This window comes from Cohnella sp. AR92 (assembly GCF_003990975.1).
Lineage (GTDB): Bacteria > Bacillota > Bacilli > Paenibacillales > Paenibacillaceae > Cohnella.
On sequence record NZ_RZJR01000007.1, the window covers coordinates 322125 to 341782 of the forward strand.

At 58.0% G+C, this 19658-nt stretch carries 13 protein-coding genes; 2 read left to right on the forward strand and 11 right to left on the reverse strand.

Translation table 11 applies throughout. The features are described 5' to 3' along the window. The first annotated feature begins 34 nt into the window (after positions 1-34). Positions 35-328 (forward strand): hypothetical protein, encoded by a 294-nt coding sequence (locus ELR57_RS13795; RefSeq protein WP_126959658.1) that lies wholly within the window; start codon positions 35-37, stop codon positions 326-328. A gap of 10 nt (positions 329-338) precedes the next feature. Here the strand turns inward: ELR57_RS13795 and ELR57_RS13800 are convergent, their stop codons facing one another. The 10 genes from ELR57_RS13800 to ELR57_RS28300 form a co-directional block, all read right to left on the reverse strand. Beyond that, positions 339-590, reverse strand: a complete 252-nt coding sequence (locus ELR57_RS13800; protein ID WP_126959659.1) for a hypothetical protein — start codon at positions 588-590, stop codon at positions 339-341. Next, a complete protein-coding gene (locus ELR57_RS13805) occupies positions 590-1810 on the reverse strand; it encodes a Ger(x)C family spore germination protein (protein WP_158630031.1) in 1221 nt (406 codons plus the stop codon). The genes ELR57_RS13800 and ELR57_RS13805 overlap by 1 nt, the downstream gene beginning before the upstream one ends. Continuing rightward, the gene (locus tag ELR57_RS13810) at positions 1807-2916 is read right to left on the reverse strand and encodes a GerAB/ArcD/ProY family transporter (protein ID WP_126959661.1); all 1110 of its coding nucleotides are present in this window, start codon (positions 2914-2916) and stop codon (positions 1807-1809) included. Before ELR57_RS13810 ends, ELR57_RS13805 begins: the two co-directional genes overlap by 4 nt. Next, positions 2913-4547 (reverse strand): spore germination protein, encoded by a 1635-nt coding sequence (locus tag ELR57_RS13815; RefSeq protein ID WP_126959662.1) that lies wholly within the window; start codon positions 4545-4547, stop codon positions 2913-2915. Before ELR57_RS13815 ends, ELR57_RS13810 begins: the two co-directional genes overlap by 4 nt. Before the next feature lie 4 nt (positions 4548-4551). Then, a complete protein-coding gene (locus ELR57_RS13820; protein ID WP_126959663.1) occupies positions 4552-5646 on the reverse strand; it encodes a GerAB/ArcD/ProY family transporter in 1095 nt (364 codons plus the stop codon). Between the two features lie 240 nt (positions 5647-5886). Further along, positions 5887-6252: a response regulator gene (locus tag ELR57_RS13825; protein ID WP_126959664.1), complete on the reverse strand. Its 366-nt coding sequence runs from the start codon at positions 6250-6252 to the stop codon at positions 5887-5889. Next, the gene (locus ELR57_RS13830; RefSeq protein WP_126959665.1) at positions 6237-6677 is read right to left on the reverse strand and encodes a chemotaxis protein CheW; all 441 of its coding nucleotides are present in this window, start codon (positions 6675-6677) and stop codon (positions 6237-6239) included. The genes ELR57_RS13825 and ELR57_RS13830 overlap by 16 nt, the downstream gene beginning before the upstream one ends. A gap of 21 nt (positions 6678-6698) precedes the next feature. Beyond that, positions 6699-8273 carry a methyl-accepting chemotaxis protein gene (locus ELR57_RS13835; protein ID WP_126959666.1) on the reverse strand — a complete coding sequence of 525 codons (1575 nt, stop codon included), beginning with the start codon at positions 8271-8273 and terminating at the stop codon, positions 6699-6701. A gap of 66 nt (positions 8274-8339) precedes the next feature. Further along, a complete protein-coding gene (locus tag ELR57_RS13840) occupies positions 8340-10904 on the reverse strand; it encodes a chemotaxis protein CheW (protein WP_126959667.1) in 2565 nt (854 codons plus the stop codon). 297 nt (positions 10905-11201) lie between these two features. Beyond that, complete coding sequence (locus ELR57_RS28300; RefSeq protein WP_126959668.1) at positions 11202-13364, reverse strand: LuxR C-terminal-related transcriptional regulator; 2163 nt, start codon at positions 13362-13364, stop codon at positions 11202-11204. A 287-nt stretch (positions 13365-13651) separates the two neighbouring features. Between ELR57_RS28300 and ELR57_RS13850 the strand changes: the two genes are divergently transcribed. Next, on the forward strand, positions 13652-16915 hold the full coding sequence (locus tag ELR57_RS13850) for a DEAD/DEAH box helicase (RefSeq protein WP_126959669.1): 3264 nt from the start codon (positions 13652-13654) through the stop codon (positions 16913-16915). Positions 16916-18214: 1299 nt separating this feature from the next. Here ELR57_RS13850 and ELR57_RS13855 read toward each other — a convergent pair. Beyond that, positions 18215-19630, reverse strand: a complete 1416-nt coding sequence (locus ELR57_RS13855) for a WG repeat-containing protein (RefSeq protein WP_126959670.1) — start codon at positions 19628-19630, stop codon at positions 18215-18217. Between the last annotated feature and the right edge of the window lie 28 nt (positions 19631-19658).

Consider the following 19658-nt stretch of genomic DNA (forward strand, 5'->3'; position numbering starts at 1 on the left):
AGGTATAATGACACGATGAGAGGAAGTGTATGCCATGGCGATTCGATATTCCCGGCCATACGACGAGATTCTGGATGAGCTGTCGCGCGCTCTTGAGGATATTCCCGATTGCTACGAGACCTTCGAGATGACCCCGGAGGAATGGAACGAACTGGCGAAGCCGGAGCGGGACGTCTGCATCCGCACGCTGGCCGACGACATGTTCTACGTCCTCGGATCTTCTCCCCATGCGGAGGCGGGCTCCGGCAAGCTCGAATACGACAAAGCGCACGGAGTGATCAAGGTAATGGCTACTCCCCAGCTCGTTCATTTGGTTGCTCTGAAGTAGAAAAGGAGGCTCATTCGCTTCCCAATACCCACTCCAGCCATCGCCCGAGCGGAACGAACCCGGCGCGGAAGAACCGGACCGGAGTCCAGACGGGCCAGGATCGCATCCCGGCAATGGCGATATAGGCGCTGACGGCGATGATTGCCGTAAACAGCGCCTTCTCCATTCCCTTCTTCAGCCCTCCCTCGCCCGAATTCGCAATCTTCGCCCATCCCCGGAGGAGCACGATCGCGAAGCCGGCCAGCACCAGGATCAGCTTCATTACGAATCATCCCCCTCTTCGATCATTTTCTTGAACGACTTGCTCGTCAGGCCAAGACGCTTGAGCGTGAAGTCCACTTTGGTCTCCAGTTGGATCTGCGAATACCTTTCCGGCCAGTCCGCCTTCATTTTCTTCCATTGCTTCGGATGCTTGCGGTGGATGAGATCCGCGAAGCCGACGATATCGGCCTTAAGCTTCTGCGTCTCTTCGAATCCGTTCCGCACGACCTCGGAGATCTCTCCCTCTAATTGCTTCTCTATGCCCTTAATGGTATCGGGCTTATCCAGATCGGCTTTGCAATTCGTCTCGAGCAAGGTTCCTTCCGCCTTGATGTCCACTTTCATCCTAATCGGCTCGCCTTCGCCTTGCAGGACGGGCTTGACCCGGGTCGAGGCGTTGATAATCTTGATCGCGGATTCCTTGCTGCTCTCCCCCTTCCCGCATCCCAAGGACATTACCGTCGATTTCACCTGATTCCTCAGAAAGTTGGCGCCGAGAGCTTGTTTGATCTCCAGCCAGCCGGCCAGCCTCCCTTCCCTCAATACCGCCAGCCTGCCTAGCTTAAGCTTGGAGGTCATCGTGGTCTTGTTCATCTGGTCCGCAGAGGTCACCGGGGCGCCTCCGGAGATGTAGATCTCGGGGATGACGGCATTCTTCGCTTCCGAAGTCATCTCCATCGCCAGCTTATACATGTTGATAAATGGAAGCGCGGAGAAGTCCTTCCTCTCCGTCCTGATCGTCTCGCGGATGCCGTCTCCCGGAATGATCTGGATCTGCATAAGCTGCTCCAGGATTCGGCGGCCTTCCCCTTTGGTGATCAGCACGGCGACGGTCTCGCGGGAATCGGAGTTGCGGAAGTAGACATCGATCAACTCTTCCAATCCGCCGCTCTTGGCCAGCTCCTCCCCGATGATGACCACCCGGTTGTGAGAGAAGAAGAGAGTGCGCGGACTCTCCAGCGTGCTCTGGTAAATGGTCTCGCGAATCGTCGGTCCCTCTGTCGAATAGACCGTGATGGGAAGCTGGGCTCCCCCTTTCATCCCCATCGCTCCGGACACGACGGACGGGATCAGCACTTGGTAGGAGACGATCCATCGGTCGTCCTTCCGGTCTATCGCCGTTGCGGAAGTAATGGACAGCTCATTCAGCTCGGTGCGGTCCCAGCAGCCCGTCAGACTTAATAGCAGAAGCAGCGCCAGCAGCTTGACCCCTTGTTTCAAGCGTCGGACCCTCCTTTGGATGGTTTGGTTCCCCCTGCCAGCCAGTAGAGAGCGGCCAGTGCGATCGGCAGCGCGAGATTGAAGACCAGGAGCACGACCGTGTTGGTATTCGTGGTGAGATCCTGGTTCATGTCGTGGGGCCAGCTGAAGGCCGTGTCCAGCCACAGCAGCATTCCCATCGCGACCAGTAGCGGCGAGCGGGAGAAGGGCAGCTTGAGAGTCGTCTCGAGCAGATGGATCGCCCCGTAGAAGAACAAGCTAAGCTTGAGGAAGGCCGTCATCATCCAGAACGCGAAGAAGAAGGCTTCCACCCTCTCGATGAAGTTGCCCACTTCGATTAAGCCCACCAGCTCGAAGGACGAGTATTCCATGGATTGCACCAGATTCGGCCCGAAGACGAACAAAGCTTGAAGAACCGTCACGGTCAGCTCTATGCCTACCAAGGCAACTCCCCATACGGCGCTGCTCGTGACTTCCTTCGGCCGAAGCATGTGAGGAGCTAGCAGCAGCACGATCGCAACTTCCGAGAACCAGCCGAGAGGCGTTATTCCGCCAAGCAGAATTCGATTCCAGGCGTGATCGGCAATCGGCAGGATCTTATGCCAGTTCATGATGTTCAGCAGCAGCAGGGTCGACAGCAAGAACAGCGGACCCGAGGCCGCCAAGACCAAGAAGGAGATTCTGGCGATCGGAGCAATCCCCTTTGCCGCGGCATACATCAGAACGAGAACGGCCACTCCTTTGAGCACGATCTTGGGCGTCGTCCCCAGGACTTCCACAGAGATAAAAGTGGTGAACTCGTGAAGAGAGGTCGAGGCAACCGAATAGTAGTAAGCCGCGAGCAGAAGCCCTGCCACCGGCGAGAGATAACGGACCGACGATTCATTCAGCCACTTGGGAAAAGGAACCCCGCTCTTCGCTTCGGCGGCGAACCGCCCCAGCATCCAGGCAGCGATAAACGCGGCGCAGGCGGAGAGGATCAGCGAGATCCAGGCATCTTGAGCCACATAGCCCATCACTGTCTTCGGCACGATAAGCAGCGCCGTCGGCGAGATGACCATCACCACGAGCGCCGTGCACTGCGCTTTCGTTAGGCTGGGCGTCATCGGTCTCCCCCTTCCCGTTTGCGGTCCGAACCGGAAGGAACTCTCATCGAGTCGGCTTGCCTTGTCGCGTTATGCTGGCCGGATACCATCGGACGTTTCTTCATGATCGGCCACGGCACTCTTACGAGAACGTCTTTCATATTGTTCCAGATAAACGGCGCCAACGGGGTCATGTACGGAATGCCGAAGGACTTCAAGCTCACCAGATGGATGAGCAGCACCATAAGGCCGGACATGATCCCGAATAAGCCCAGCGTTCCTCCCAGGATCATCATGAAGAAGCGGATGAGCCGCGCCGCCGCCGACATGTTCGTCGTGGGGATAACGAAGTTCGCGATCGCCGTGAAGGAGACGACGATGATCATCGCCGCGGAGACAAGCCCGGCCTGTACGGCCGCCTGCCCCAGCACGAGGGCGCCGACGATCGAGATCGCGGGACCGACGACGCGGGGCATTCGGACCCCGGCTTCCCGGAGCACCTCGAAGGTAAGCTCCATGAGCAGAGCCTCGACAAGCGCCGGAAAAGGGACGCCTTCCCGCTGCGAGGCAAGGCTGATCAGCAGCGGAGTCGGCAGCATCTCCTGATGGAAGGTCGTTATGGCGATATAGAGCGACGGAAGCAGAATCGAGACGAGGAAGGAGATATATCGAATGATTCGCAGGAAGGAAGCGATATCGTACCTCGAATAGTAGTCTTCGCTCGATTGGAAGAACTTCACGAAGCTGGACGGAGCGAGCAGAGCGAAGGGACTTCCGTCTACGATAATCGCGGCCTGTCCTTCCAACAGCCCGGCCGCCACCGCATCCGGACGCTCCGTGTTCTGGATCGTAGGGAACAAGGTCCAGGTCTCCTCCTGGATGAATTCTTCGATGTACCCGCTGTCCAGGATGCTGTCGACGTCTATCTTGGCAAGCCTGTCCCGAATCTCCTTCACCGCCGCAGGCAGCGTTATTCCCTCGAGATACAGCAGATTCACGAAGGTCCCCGTCTTCCTTCCGATCGTGAAGCTCTCGACGCGAAGATCGGGCGATTTGATCCGGCGTCGCAGGAGCGTCATGTTCGTCAGGATGCTCTCCGTGAAGCTCTCCTTCGGCCCTCTCGTAACGGTCTGCGAGCTCGGCTCCTCCACCGACCTCCTCTCTCCGCCCGTCGTCGCCGCGGCGAACGTTGCGGCGACGCCGTCTGTCAGAATAATGGAGTACCCGTTCAGAAGATAAGTAACCAGGTCTCCCATCTTATTCAGCTCTTGCAGCCGGCCGACCGGCAGGTTCTCCCGCACATGGGCGATGCGGTCGCCGGTGAGCTTGCCGACCGTCCACTCCATCAGCGGCGTCATGACATACCGGTTGACCAGCTCGCTGTCGACGATGCTCTCCAGGTACAGAACGGCGGCTACGCTGTCTCCCTCGCTCCCTCCAATCTCCCTGACCGTCAGGTCGGCGCTGTCGCCAAGCAGCCTTCGTACATCTGCGAGATTCTTCTTCAAGCTTCGGGACAGCGCGGCATTCAGATCAGCGGATCGGGCAGGACCCTGCCCGGCTCCGGAGGACGAGTGTTGCGCCTTCCGCCGGCCTTGTTGGGAGCGGCCTGAGGAACGGAAGAAAGGAAGCAATTGCCCAAACCATCTCATACCATTAGTTCTCCGCTCTTCGGGATTTGAAGGATCGAATCAGGATAACGGCCAAGATCAGATAAGGAATGACGATCTGGAAGATCGGAAAGTGATAATTGAGGTTCAGCTTAAACCCGATCCTCACTTGTTCCATATAGCTGCGGAAAGCAAGCGCTCCGGCGAAAATAAGAATGCCGATCGGCGGGATGCACCTTCTCCACTTGCTTCCGGAGAGCTGGGACAAAGCAAGCACCGCTCCCAGGAAATAAGCCGTTTGCTTCAGATAAACCCCCGTGAACAACAAAAGAAGGATAATGGGATCCAGCCTCTCCACGATTCCTCCGACGTTAATGAGGTTTGTCATCTGCAGCAGGGGAATCACGGTAAAGAAAGACATCTTGCCCAGCACCGATAGGATCAGAGCATTGGCGATGACGAGAAACAGTCCCGCGAAGAGGAATGCCATAATCGTCGTGCGGAAGGTTCGGGATACCGAATCGGTCATTCGCCAGAACATGAGGAACAGCACCATCTCTCCGAAAGGGAAAGAGATAAGCTCCGGCAAGGCTGCGGCAACGACGGGCTTCAGTCCTCGCTCCAGCACCGGCTCCATGTTCTCAAGGTGAACCAGATTGGTTAACAGCACGAAACAGATAACCAACGCGTAGAAGAATACGATCCAAGGAAGGACCAGCTCCGTCAGCCTAAAAAAAACGTCCGCGCCATGATACACGGCGTAAGCCGAGAGAAGCACTACCATGAACAAAAGGAAGACAAGCGGCGTATTGGGCAGGAGGAATGCATTCAACAGATCGCCGAATTCCCTGACATTGCGCACGGATTTATAAGTGAAATAAAAAATGTAGGCGAGGGCGATCGCCGTTCCAAGCACGCGGCCGAAATACTTCGGCAGAAGCTCGATCAGCGACAGGTTCGGTTCTTTGCGGTAAATCTGCAGCGTCGCCGTTAGGAGAAGCACCGCCCCGGCCAGCATTCCGACGAACACCGCGATCCAAGCATCCCCCTTGGCCGGTCCGGCAAGAAGAAACAGCGGAGAGCTTCCCAACTGAAATAGAATGACCGCTGATGCAAGCTGCTGCTGGCTTGTGGCCTGCATGACGGCTCCCGCCTTTCTCTCAAGATAGGCACGCGCGGCGACGCGCGAGTTAATGATAATATGGAGGAAAAGGAAGGAAATTATTCCACGCAAGCAAAAACGCCTGCGGCGTCCTCCGGACGCTAAAGAAGCTTTGCGGAGGTTATTCCGAAATAGACGAGCGTGAAATTTATGGCATTCCGAATAACAAAAAAAGCAGCCGCCTGCCGCTGCTAGCGGCGTGGCTGCTGCCGTTGAATATTAAGAATGAGCAAGCGCCTTCGACACGACGTCCAACACCCGGCCTTCATAGAACGGCTTGGTGACGAAATCCCACGCGCCCGCGCGAATCGCTTCGGCAATCATCGACTGCTGCCCGAGAGCGGAGAAGATGATGATCTTCGCCTCCGGATTCACCTCTCGAATTTGCTTAATCGCGGTGATTCCGTCCATTACCGGCATGGAGATGTCCATCGTCAACAGTTCCGGCCGGTGCCGAACATAGAGCTCCACGGCCTGCAGGCCGTTGCCGGCCTCCGCGACGATCTCGTGACCGCCTCTGATCAAGAGGGACGAGAGCAGCTCTCTCATGACCGGCGCGTCGTCGGCGATCAGGATTCGAGCCATGCTTGTCCCTCCAATATGCGGGATAGACTCAGGATGCCGAGCAGGCCTTCTTCCGTGTGTCCGATTCCTTCGCAGTTGAAGCCGTCCCTCATCGCTTGCGCTCCCTCGGCGGGCTGCACCGAAGTCAATTGAACGACTTGCGACACTCCGTCCACCTTTACCCCTACTTGCTCTCCGCGGTGATCGACGACGATAATTCTTGCCATGGAAGTCATCTCCGTCTCCTCGATCCCCATCTGATACCTCAAGCTGACGATCGGCACCATGTTCCCCCGCACGTTGGTGACCCCCAGAATATGCGGTTTGCTTCCGGGAATCGCCGTAACATGCTGAGGCTTGATGATCTCGCCGATCTCTTCGATTCGAATCGCATACCGCTGGCCGGCGACCTCCAGCTTCACGTATTGATCGGTCGTTGCGCTCATCGCGTCTTCCTCGCCTTCCGCTTACAGCTTGAACGCCAGCGCGTTCTTCTGCAGTTCTTCCGCCAGGTGAGCCAGGGATACCGTCGAAGCCGAGGTTTGCTCCGAAGCGGCCGCTACTTGATCGCTGGCTGCCGAGATCGTCTCGATCGAATGCAGGACGTCTTCCGACTGGGCCGATTGCTCTTCGCTTGCCGCTGCGATCTCCGCCACCTGCTGCGCCGTCTCGTTGGCGCTGGCGATAATGCCGTCCAACGCTTCTCCGGTGCGGCGGGACAGCAGGACGGCCTTCTCTACCGCTTCCACGCTATGGATCGTGTTGCTCTGCATTCCCTTGATAATGGAGCCGATCTGCTTCGTGGCCGAAGAGCTTCTCTCCGCAAGCTTGCGAACCTCGTCCGCGACGACCGCGAATCCGCGGCCTTGCTCTCCCGCTCTAGCCGCTTCGATAGCCGCATTCAGGGCCAGCAGATTCGTCTGTTCGGCGATGTCCGCGATGACCTCGAGAATGTCGCCGATCTTGTCGGAATCCTCTCTCAGATGGGACATCGCATCCCCCACTTGGTCCATCGCTTGCAGGGATTCCCCGACGACCTTGCCGCCTTCGACCGCTCCTTGGCGGGTGCTGTCGGACAGAGAAGCCGCTTCCTCCGCGCTTCTTGCGACGGATTCGATAGCCCTGGACAACTCGCGAATGAGCTCGTTAATGCTCTGTACGTTTCTCGCTTGGTCCATCACGCTGCTGGCGATCTCTTGGGAGGAGCCGGAGATCTGCTCCGAAGCGGCCGCCACGTTGTGAGAAGAAGTAGAGAGGTTGCCGACGAGCATGCGAAGGTTGTCGATCATCTCATTGACGGAATCGGATACCTGCCCGATCTCGTCCTTCAGGCGGATCGTCGACTTCTCCGTCAGATCGCCCGTCGCCACCTTCTTCAGCAGCTCGGCGATCCTGCGCAGCGGCGCGGAGATAAGCTGCGAGATCCACAAGCCGAGAATCAGGGCGAGAGCGATCGCCACGGCGCTTAGAATCAGGACGATCAATCGGCTGGAATTGACCGCATCGACCGAATCGTTCGTGGCCGCCGTAGACTTGGTAATAGCGGTCGTGAGAAGTTGTCCGATCTGAGCCATGGCATTGGTGTAGTTGGATTGCGTCTGGGCCAGCAGATTAGTCACTTCGTCCGAGTTGTCGGACTTCATCGCCGCTTCGACGATAGCGGGAATGGACTCATTGTAAACGTCGTAGTCCTTGCTGAAGGAGCTGTAGACTTCCCTGGCTTCCGGGCTCTGTATCAGCGATTCCAGTTCCTTCCGCAAGCTCTGGATCCCCGTAAGCGTGGAATCGAGGGATTGCTTCAGAGTCGCCTTTTCTTCCGGATTCGTCTCCACGGCGATCTGTAGCACGATCCTGCGCGCCTCGATGACCGATGGAGTAAACTTGGACATGTTCGACATGACCGGCATCCATCTGTCCCGAACTTCCTTGGAATTGCTGCCGATATTGTTCATTTGCATGAGAGAAAGACCTGTAATTACGACCATCAGAGCCAATACGATAATAAAGCTTCCTAACAGTTTCTTGCGAATCGTCATCTTCATGGTGCGCACCCCTTCTGTGCCTGTAAGATTAGTTATCGGTTATAGCGAGATAAAGGCGGGTGTCCATCAGAAGGACAACAACGATTCTCTAATCGTGAGAGAACCATCCATGCCCGGCAGCCTTCTGTCGATTCCGAGCAGAATGATCATTTGCCCGCCATCGTGATAAACCCCTTCGATCCAGTCGGACTGCACGGTAGGCAGAACCTCTTGGGCCGGTTCGATCGCTTTCTTCCCGATTCGAAGAATCTCCCCGATCTCGTCCGTCCAGATGCCGAGCTCTTGCCCGTCCAGCTCCATCACGATGATTCTGGATGAATCCTGCCTCGACCGCGGGCCAAGACCCAAGCCGCGGCTCAGATCGATGACCGGCACGGTCCGGCCCCGCAGATGGATCATGCCCATGACGCCGTTCGGAGAAGCCGCGATCGTAGACAGCGAAGGCGCCGTGATGATCTCCCGAACCTTGCCGGCGCGTATGGCGTATTGCTCCCGCTCCATGCGGAAGGAGACATATTGCTCCTCGCTTCCCGCGATCGCCGCTTCGGCGTCCTGCAGTTCCTCTTCTTGCTGGAAGTCCAAGTGATCCTCGCGGCAGAACGACGCGGCGTCCAGAATCAAGCCGATTCGTCCGTCTCCGAGCAGGGTTGCCCCTGCCAGATAAGGCACTTGGCCCACGTAGCTGCCAAGCGACTTGATGACGATCTCTTGGTTACCGATGGTCCGATCCACCGCGAGACAGACCCGTTTCTCCGCTACGCCGATCATGACGACCAGCGGCCTTCCTTCGGAGACGGTATCCTTCCTTTTTCCAAGCCCAAGCTTGTCCGACAAGCGAATAAGCGGGAAGACGGAGCCCCGAATGACGCATACCTCTTGCCCTTGCAGATTCTGCAGCTGCTCCGGCTCCAGTCTCACGATCTCGACGACGTTGACGAGAGGCAGCGCGAACGAGTGCTCCTCGACTCCGACCAGCAAGGAACGAATGATCGCCAGGGTAAGCGGCAGCTTGATCGTGAACGTCGTTCCTCTGCCGACCTTCGTCTCGATGTCCACCAGACCGTTCAAGCGCTCGATATGCGCCCTTACGATATCCATGCCGACTCCGCGTCCCGACAGATCCGTGACCTGCTTCGCCGTCGATACGCCGGAACGGAAGATCAGCCGCACCGCTTCCTGATCCGACAGCTTATCGGCCTCCGCTTGCGTAATAAGCCCCTTGGCCACGGAAGCCGCCTTGATCTTCGCCGGATCGATGCCCTTGCCGTCGTCCGAGATGGAGATCACGATCTGATTGTCTTGATGGGCAGCCTTCAGAACGATCGTGCCTTGCCTAGGCTTGCCGAGAAGCTGGCGCTCCTCCGGCGGCTCGATCGCATGGTCCGCCGAATTGCGCAGAATATGGATAATCGGATCGCTGATCTCCTCGATGAGCGTCCGGTCCAGCTCCGTTTCTTTGCCTTCCATCACGAAGTTGAATTCCTTGCCGACCTGCTGGGCCACGTCCCGCATCATTCGCGGGAAACGGTTGAACAGCTGTTCGATCGGCAGCATCCGCGTCTTCATCATGCCGTCCTGCAGCTCGCCGATTACCTTATCGATCTGATGGGCGATATCGCCAAGGTCGTTGATGTCCGGCTGTTCGCCGTATTGCTCGTACAGCCTCTTGCGGACCTCATGCAGGCGCGTGTTGTCGATGAGCAGCTCTCCTACCAGGTTGAGCAGCTTCTCCAGCCGCTCGACGTCGACCCGCACCGTCTGCCCGCTTCTTGCCGCCTTCGACTCGGCAGCCGCCGCCCCCGGCGCGGATTCCGCTCCTCGCAGCTTGCGTTGCGCTTGGTCCGGGGCAAGCTCCGACCGTTCGATCGCTCTCACTTGAATCGGACCCATCTGCGAGATTTGGGACAGCTTCTGGCTGACGGCCTCCTCCTTCTCTTCCGTGAGCAGAAGGAATTCGACGTAGCCGAACTCGGCATTCGAATCCGCCAGCTCCTCGGACGTCGGATAGGTCGCGATGACTTCCCCCAGCTCATCCATCACGTTGTTCACGACCAACGCGCGGGCATAAGCGAACGCTTCGTCGGGCATGAACTCGGCGCGGATTCGCAAGGCTTGGAATTCCTTCTCCCACGCGTGGTAAATCGCCTTGCTATGGAAGCTGTCGATCGCGACGCCGGGACCCTCCAGCGTGTTGGCCTCCGCTTCGCTCGGCGCTGAGGCCTTCGCATTCGGTTCATCCGTCTCACCGGTCGCCGATGGATGCAGGAACGGTGCGAGCCTGCCCAACAAATCGCCGATATCCCGTTCGTTCTCCCCTTTGCCCGCTTGAATGTCCGTTTTCATCGCCTTGATCTCGTCCACGCATTCGAACAGAACATTCATCAGCGTCTGGCTGGCCTTCAACCGGTCGCCGCGCATCAGATCGAAGATGTTCTCCATCTGATGGGTCAATTCTTTGATCCGGATCAGCCCCATCGCCGCCGAGGAGCCCTTCAGCGTATGAGCCGCCCGGAAGATCGTTCCGATCGTATGCGGCTGAACGGAATCCCTCTCCAGCTCGAGCAGACGCTCATCCAGAATCTGAAGCTGCTCATCCAACTCATCCAGGAATAGTCCTAGATACTCAGACATGGCATCATGATGCACTTGCTGTCCACCTTCCTCTTCCACCGGTCCTAGTTCGGATGTCTGTTTTTTCCGTGCAAATCCCAAATCCTCTTAATTATGCTAATAAAGAGGCTCATCTTCCTATCCTCAGCCCTTCTTATTTGCCTTTATGGAGAACAGGAATATTTTCCAGTAGGAATAGGGCTTTCTTATCCCGCGTCGGGAAAAAAGAGAAACCGCCCCCATAGTCCATTCGGACTTATCGAGACGGTTTATGGGACTTTCTTATTAGAATTCCACGCCTCTTCAGGGTCGCGAAACTTAGGCCTTAAGAAGCTTAATCATGGCGGAAGTTCGATCGGCAACTCCAAGCTTCATGTAGATTTTGGTCAGATGATTCTTCACCGTATGGGAACTGATGTACATTTTCTCCGCGATGTCCTGGTTGGTGCATCCCTGAATCAGAAGCTCCAGAACCTCCCTCTCCCGCATCGTTAGAGAAGCGTAATCGAGCTCGTCTCCCTTGCACGCATCGGGATCGCGCCCGATGGCGACATGGCTCACGCTCGGAACCTGTTCCTCCAGCAGCTCTTCGAACACGAGCCGGATGCCGAGCGCGACCGATTGAACGGAGGGGTCCGCTGCCTCCTGCCCCGCGTCTTGGAGCGGATCCAGAACGAGAGCCAGAGCTTGGGCTTCCTGGCTGAAGCCGAACTCCAGGTAAGCATCCGCTTGGCCTCGATACTCCAGGATGCCCAGCGCTTCCTCCAGCAGCCCGATGGCGTCGGAATGCCAGGGGATCGTTTCCCAGAGGAAGGCGGGATCGTATCGGCTGATCTTGTAGGCTTGATCGATAAGATCGGAGGCAGCCGGCGAGAATCCCAGCTTGCCGCAGAGAGCGGACAGAAGCTCGCGCTTCCTAAGGAACGGCGAATAGCCTTCCGGGTCCCAATAGGAGAGGGAGTAACTGAGAATCTCGAGGTAGCTTCGATTCGCCCGGGCTTCCATCTGCTGCAGCTCGAACAGCCGCAGCTCCCCGATCATAGCCAGAGCGGACAAGAAGAACCGGTCGGACTCCTGGGCGTCCCTCTCCGACTTGCCGATGGATAGAACCCCCGTTATTTTCCTGCCGTAGCAGAAGGGAATCTCCATCACCGGCTCTCCCCAGCTTGTCTGGCGGAAGATCGGAGTTCGTCCCCTCTGTCCCAGCCATGCGTTCATTCGGTGATAACGCTCCGATGTCTCGGCGGCGTACCAAGCCGTCTGATCCGATCTTAGTCCCCTAGAGACGATCTGCGCTTCCGCCGTCTTCCCCGGTTCGTTGAAGAGAACGATGCTGCTGAACGCTCCTCCCGTCAGCTTGTGCATGGTCTCCACCATCACGGTAAGAATCCGTCTCAGGTCCGGAATCTCGGCTATGGAATAATGGACTTCATTCAGCATGGCCACGAGCAAGGCCTGCTTCTTCTGCGTTTCTTGCTGCTCGGCGCGATGGAGGCGATCTCCCCATTGATTCGCGATGAGCTGAAGCATCTCCAGAGCGGCCGGGGACGGCCGGCGAGCCGACCATTCGGCGCCGAACAACACCCCGCGAACCTCCTCCCGGACGATAATCGGATACCCGACGATCCATTGCGGCTCGGAGCCGGCCTTCGAGAACAGGCCTCCGTTCGATATGCCCGAGGTATGTTCCCATGCCGTTCTTCTCTGCATGAGAGCCGCATGGCCCAGGCAGCCTTCCCCCGAATGGAAAGACTGTCCGATCAGCGCCGCTCCGAGTTCGTCCCCGACGACCGATTCGATCTCGAAGCGTTCATGCTCCTTCTTTCTCGCGAAGCCCGATAGGCCCAGCCCCGCCGTCTGAAGCGCGAGCCGAAGAACCTCCTCTTCGTTCACGCCGGCTGCGGCAAAGGAAGGGGAAGTCCATCGGCCGACCGCCTGCAGATGCTCGAGCTCCTCCGAGGAGCAATGCTCCCTCTCTTCATTCGGCTGCAGGATTGCCGCAGCGGCCTCCGCCAGCTCCCCGATCTTCTCCATCATCCCCGCGGAGAAAGAGCTTTGCGCCGAAGGAATCGCCTCCAGCGTCTTCTCGATTCCTTCCGGCAGAGAGTAAAATTCGCTCTTGCGAAGGAGTCCCGATCCTCGCTGGCTGTCGTCGAGCCACGGTCCCGCCCAGATCGTGCCGTTCGAGCCGCCGGGAAGCTTAAGGGGAGCGACGATGTACTTCATGTTCAGGAAAGTCTCGTAGTCGTACCTCGTGACCGCTTGGATGTCTTTTACGTAAGGAGCCAGCCTCCTTAGAGCATCGCGAAGGTCATATTCCTCCGCGTGGGACATCAGGCGGGCCAGCGCCTCCCCGCTCTCGGACAGAGAAGGCTTCGTCAGAGGCGCGCCTTGCCCATCTACCGCTAATATGGACAACCGGTACGCCGCGCTGTAAGTGTCTTGCAGATTCTGCAGGATGCGAACCTTGGTTCTCTCCATTTCCGTTTTCCCCGCCTAGTCAGACATTTATTTCCATGATACAACAAGCCCTTCCTCCGATCGATAGCCCGAAAGGACCCGTTATGCGGTTTCCTGGACGGAATGGACTAGAAAACCGCGAACTTGAAAGATTCATCCGCGGTCCCTAAGAGGCTCCCTCAGCGGCGCCGTCTCCCCGGCCACGCCACCCCCTCCTCTCCCTTTCGTTTATCCCTACAACTCTGTGGTATAATGAAATATTAATAAACAATCGCTATTAAGTTAGCGGGCGAGGAAGGAACCTCCGCATGAGCCGTTCGTTATCGCTTCAGCAGATCAAGCTGCTGTGCGGCCAGATTGCTTATGAACGAGGACTCAAGTATTACGAAGCTCACCGCGTCATGGAGGTGAACTTCAACGAGGCCGACAGAAGATTCGATGCCTATGTATGGGGAAGCACGAGATACACGGTGCGGATCATCATGGACAATTCGGGGATCGAGGACGCGCGATGCGACTGCGAAGCGCGCCACTCCCAGTACTTCTGCAAGCATATCGCCGCCGTTCTGATCCATCTCTATAACGAGCAGAAGGCCCAAGAACCGCAAGAAGCCCAAGCTCCGGCCGTCCGGCCAGCCGAGCCCCCCGCGTTCAGCAGCCGCGACGTTCAATTCACGAAGAATATGATCTCGCTGTTCGACGCCCCTCTCGCCTCCCCGGGCGAGTCGGAAGAGCCTGCCGACCAAGCCGTCTATCTGGATACGGAATTCACCTGCCGAATCGTCTTGGAGAATACCCGTTCTCCGCTCTTCGCCATCGAGATGAAGGTCGGCCCCAAGCGGCTTTATATCGTGCAGAAGATCAAGGAATTCCTGGGGAAAATCGAGCAGCAGCTCCCTTACGCCTTCGCCAAGCTGTTTACCTACGATCCCTCCTTCCATCGCTTCCGTCCGGAGGATGAAGCGATCGTGCGCCAGCTGATCCGCATCGTACGCAGCGAGGCGGCCTACCGGGAAGCCTTCCGCAGCGCCGTCGGCGGCTTCTCCCTCCAACAGGATCGGGCCCTGATTCTGCCTCCGATGGCTTGGGAAGAGCTGCTTCCCTTGTTCCGCCATGCGAGGGTTCGGTTCGAACAAGGCATGCGCGAATCGGAGAGCATTCACGTCTCCGACGAACCGCTTCCGCTGGAGTTCCAGATCAATCCGTCGATGGGGGACGGCTATCAGCTCGATATCCATGGCCTGGACCACGTTCAGGTCATGGACACCTACGGCTATGTCGCCGCGGATGCCGTCCTGTATCCCATGGATGAAGCGACCATGCGCCGGCTCGACGAACTGAAGCGAATGTTCGCCTACAAGTCCTTGAAGCAGGTCCTGATTCCCCCCGCGCAGATCGAACCGTTCATGGATCGGGTCATCCCCGGCCTGAAGCGCATGGGGGAGGTCGTGATCGCGCAAGCCGTCTCCGACCGGATCATCAGCCCTCGCTTGCATGCGAAGCTTGATCTGGATTGGGTGAACAGCCGGCTGCTCGCCCGCCTCACGTACGAGTACGGCGATATCCGAATCGATCCGATGAAGCCGGAGCGAGGCCGGCGCACGAGCGAAGATCGGATTCTGCTCCGCGACGTCGAGACGGAGAGCCGAATCATGGCCCTGATCGAGATGGCGGACTTCAAGTACAACGGAAGCGAGCTGTATCTCGACGACGAAGACGAGATCTACCGGTTCCAATTCCGTCTGCTCCCTCAGTTAGAGAAGCTGATGGAGGTCGCTTCTACATCGGTGATGAGAGAGGCGCTGCAGCAGCCGCTTGCTCCTCCGAGACTTACTCTCGACGTCGACCCGATGACCCAATGGCTGGAAGTGCGCTTCGATATGGAAGGCATCGACGAGGAAGAGATCCAGTCCATTCTGAGGAACCTCGTCGAGAAAAAATCCTATTACCGCCTGGCCAGCGGAGGCTTCCTCTCCCTGGAGGACGAGAGCTTCCGGGAGATCGCGAGCCTCATGGACGAGATGGAGCTTCGGAGTTCCGAGATCAAGGGCTCCCGGCTCGACCTCTCCGTCGTCCGCGGCCTCTCCCTGATGGACTCGAAGCCGCGGGGGAATTACGTGAAGTTCGGGCGCTCCCTTCGCTTGCTCCTGGAGAACATGCGCAATCCGGACAATCTGGATTTTGCCGTCCCCGAGGAGCTTGACCCGATCCTCCGCGAATATCAGAAGTTCGGCTTCCAATGGATGAAGACGCTCGGCCATTACCGTTTCGGCGGCATTCTCGCCGACGATATGGGGCTGGGCAAGACGCTTCAGGGCATCGCCTTCATCGAGTCGGAGCGGGAGAACATCCGCGAGAGCGGCCTGCCGGTCCTGATCGTCTCGCCGGCTTCGCTTATTTATAACTGGAAGAACGAGATCGCGAAGTTCGCCCCCGACCTCAATGCCGTTATCGCCGCGGGAGCGAAGCAGGAGAGAAGCGGCATTCTGGACGATCTGGGGCAGGTGGACGTGCTGATCACCTCGTATCCGCTGCTTCGCCGGGATATGGAGCTGTACGCCAAGCAGCACTTCCATTCCCTCGTTCTCGACGAGGCTCAGGCGATCAAGAACCATGCGACACAGACGGCCCAAGCCGTCAAGCTGCTAAGGGCGAAATACCACTTCGCGCTGACGGGAACCCCGATTGAGAACTCGCTCGACGAGCTGTGGTCGCTGTTCGATGCCGTGTTCCCGGAGCTGTTCGGGAGCCGGAGGGCGTTCTCCGAGCTGTCGCGCGAAGCGATCGCGAAGCGCGTCCGGCCTTTTATTCTCCGCCGGATGAAGTCCGATGTGCTGAAGGAGCTGCCGGACAAGATCGAGACGTTGCAGATGTCGGAGCTTACCGAGGAGCAGAAGAAGCTCTACGTCGCCTATCTGGCGCGCATTCAAGCCGAGACTTTGATGCAGTTGCAGACCGAAGGCTTCCAGAAGAGCCGGATGAAGATTCTTGCCGGACTCACCCGGCTTCGCCAGCTGTGCTGCCACCCTGCCTTGTTCCTGGAGAATTACGAGGGGGATTCCGGCAAGCTCGAACAATTGCTCGAGATCGTGGAGGAAGCTCTAGGCTCCGGGAAAAGAATGCTGATCTTCTCGCAGTTCACCTCGATGCTGAACATCATCCGCGAGGAACTCGCCTTGCGCGGCCTGAGCTGCTTCTATCTGGACGGATCGACCCCTTCGCAGGAGAGAGTCGAGCTGTGCGAACGCTACAATTCGGGGGAGCAGGACATCTTCCTGATCTCGCTTCGCGCGGGCGGAACCGGCCTCAACCTGACCGGAGCGGACACCGTCATTCTCTACGACCTCTGGTGGAACCCGGCCGTCGAACAGCAAGCCGCGGACCGGGCGCACCGGATCGGGCAGAAGAACGTCGTGCAGGTCATCCGGCTGGTCACCCAAGGTACGATCGAGGAGAAAATGGTCGAGCTGCAGAAGCGCAAAACGGACCTCATCGCCGAGGTCATCCAGCCTGGCGAAGAGGGACTGTCCGCCATCACCGAGCAGGAGATTCGCGAGCTTCTAATGATTTGATTGCTAAGGCTGAGCCGGGTCTTACGACCTTGGCTCAGCCTGTTTTGTCGTTGGCGACTTGCCTTGGCGAGGCTGTCTCCCCTAATTGCGACTGCAATGCTGTCGGCGAAGCCTCCTGCCTCACGCATAATCTCCCAATGCCGCTCCGGTTGAGTCGAGGTTACTCATCTGTACCCGCCATGCAGTCGTGTGGGCACTCGCTTGAGTAATTTCTACTCACCTAACCTCCTCCTCGCCCCTGTCGGCGCTTCAGTTGAGTCGTTGTTACTCATCTGTACCCGCCATGCAGTCGCGTGGGCACTCACTTGAGTAATTTCTACTCACCTAACCTCCTCCTCGCCCCTGTCGGCGCTTCAGTTGAGTCGTTGTTACTCATCTGTACCCGCCATGCAGTCGTGTGGGCACTCACTTGAGTAATTTCTACTCACCTAACCTCCTCCTCGCCCCTATCGGCGCTCCGGTTGAGTCGTGGTTACTCACCTGTACCCGCCATGCAGTCGTGTGGGCACTCACTTGAGTAATTTCTACTCACCTAGCCCCCTCCTCGCTCCTATCGGCGCTTCAGTTGAGTCGTTGTTACTCACCTGTACCCGCCATGCAGTCGTGTGGGCACTCGCTTGAGTAATTTCTACTCACCTAACCTCCTCCTCGCCCCTGTCGGCGCTTCAGTTGAGTCGTTGTTACTCACCTGTACCCGCCATGCAGTCGTGTGGGCACCCACTTGTGTAATGTCTACTCACCTAGCCTCCTCCTCGCCCCTATCGGCGCTTCAGTTGAGTCGTGGTTACTCATCTGTACCCGCCATGCAGCCACGTGGGCACCCACTTGTGTAATGTCTACTCACCTTGCCCCCTCCTCGCCCCTATCGGCGCTTCAGTTGAGTCGTTGTTACTCACCTGTACCCGCCATGCGTACTCGAATCCCGCCCATGTGCGCAGTCTGGTTACCTTCTTCCGCCTACCGCCGCGCATTCCCACCTATGTGCGTATTCTGGTTACCTTCTTCCGCCTACCGCCGCGCATTCCCACCAATGTGCGTAGCCTGATTGCCTTCTTCCGCCTACTGCCGAGCATTCCCACCTATGTGCGTATTCTGGTTACCTTCTTCCGCCTACCGCCGCGCATTCCCACCTATGTGCGTATTCTGGTTACCCTCTTCCGCCTCCGCCGGGCATCCCTGCCCATGTGCGCAGTCTGGTTACCTTCTTCCGCCTACCGCTCTGCACTCCTCAAGAACAAGGAAGAACCCCCACCCTCGCACGAACACGAGAGATGGGGGTTCTTCCTTTGACACGCTCGATTATGCCGAAGCCTTATCGTCCTCGACCGGGGCCACGTACTTCCACTTCGCGACGAAATCGCCGCGGGTGTTGATGTAGCCCTCCTCATCGCCGGAGATGACATGCGCGAGGCCGCCGGAGAAGTCATCCGCAACGTCGAAGCCCGCTTTGATCACGACATCGCCCTTCTTGTTGAAGTAACCGTATTTGCCGTCTTCGCCGAAGGAAGCCAAGCCCTCGCTGAAGTTGCCGGCATCCGAGTATTCCGTCTGCAGAACGACCGCCCCGGTCTTGTCGAGGTACCGGATCGCGCCCTCTACCTCCACGGCGGCGAGACCGTTGCTGAACGGGAACGCCTTCGCGTACTCGGCAGGGATCTTGAACACGCCGTTCGGGCTCAGGTAGCCGAAGATTCCCTCGGATTCGTCCACGACCTCGCCCGGCGTCGTCTCCAGCTTCTGCACCAGAGCGAGGCCTCCCTTGAAGTCCGAGACATTGTGATAGATCGGCTGGATCACCAGCGCTCCCTGCTTGTTGATGTAGCCGTAGCTTCCGTCCACCTGGACCGCCGCCAAGCCCTCGGAGAAGTAGAAGCCGTCCTCGTACTTGGCCGGGATCACCAGCTTGCCGGTCTTGTCGATGTACCCGAAGCTGTCTCCGGAGCGAACGAGAGCAAGCCCCTCCGAGAAATCGTACAGCTCGTCGAATTTCGGCGTCAGCGCGACCGCGCCGGTCCGATCGATATAAGAGGAGACGCCATCCTTCACGACCAGGGCAAGACCGTCCGAGAAGTCATAAGCTTCGGAGAACTGAGGCTCGATGGCGAGCTTGCCGCTCTTGTCGAGATAACCGTAGAGATCCCCTTGCTTGACTAAGGCGAACCCTTCGCTGAAGTCGCTTGCCTCTCCTTTGACGGAGAACAGCGTCTCGCCGTAAGTGTTGATGAACGAAGTGTAGCCATCCCGGTCGATCGCGTGCAGCTGAGTGTTCCACTCAAAGCTCGAAGAGCCGGCGTTCCAATCCAGCTTGCCGCCGAGAGCTTCCACGACGAAGCGGGCGGGAACGTAAACGGCGTTCTCGATGAGGACGGGTGCGCCAGACAAGACCGTCTTCACTCCGTTCACCTTGGCCGTCTTCGAGCCGATCTGCAGGATGATCAGTCTCGGGCCTTGCTTGATCGAGATCGTCTGATTCGTCTCGCTGTATTTAGCCGTCGCCTGGAATGCCGAAGGAATCGCGGTCAGCGGAAGGAGCGCGACTCCGTTCCGGACGAGGAGAGAGCTTCCGTCGACGACGGATCCGTCCACCGTGAGCGAGATCGGCTTAACGGCTGCGGACGCCGACGGCGCCGCCCCGAGCAAGAGGGTCTGGAATCCCAGAGCCGCCGCCAGGGCGAGGGCTGCCAAACGAGGAATGGATGTGCGAATGGAGGACATATCGGATACCACCTTTAATGGATTATAG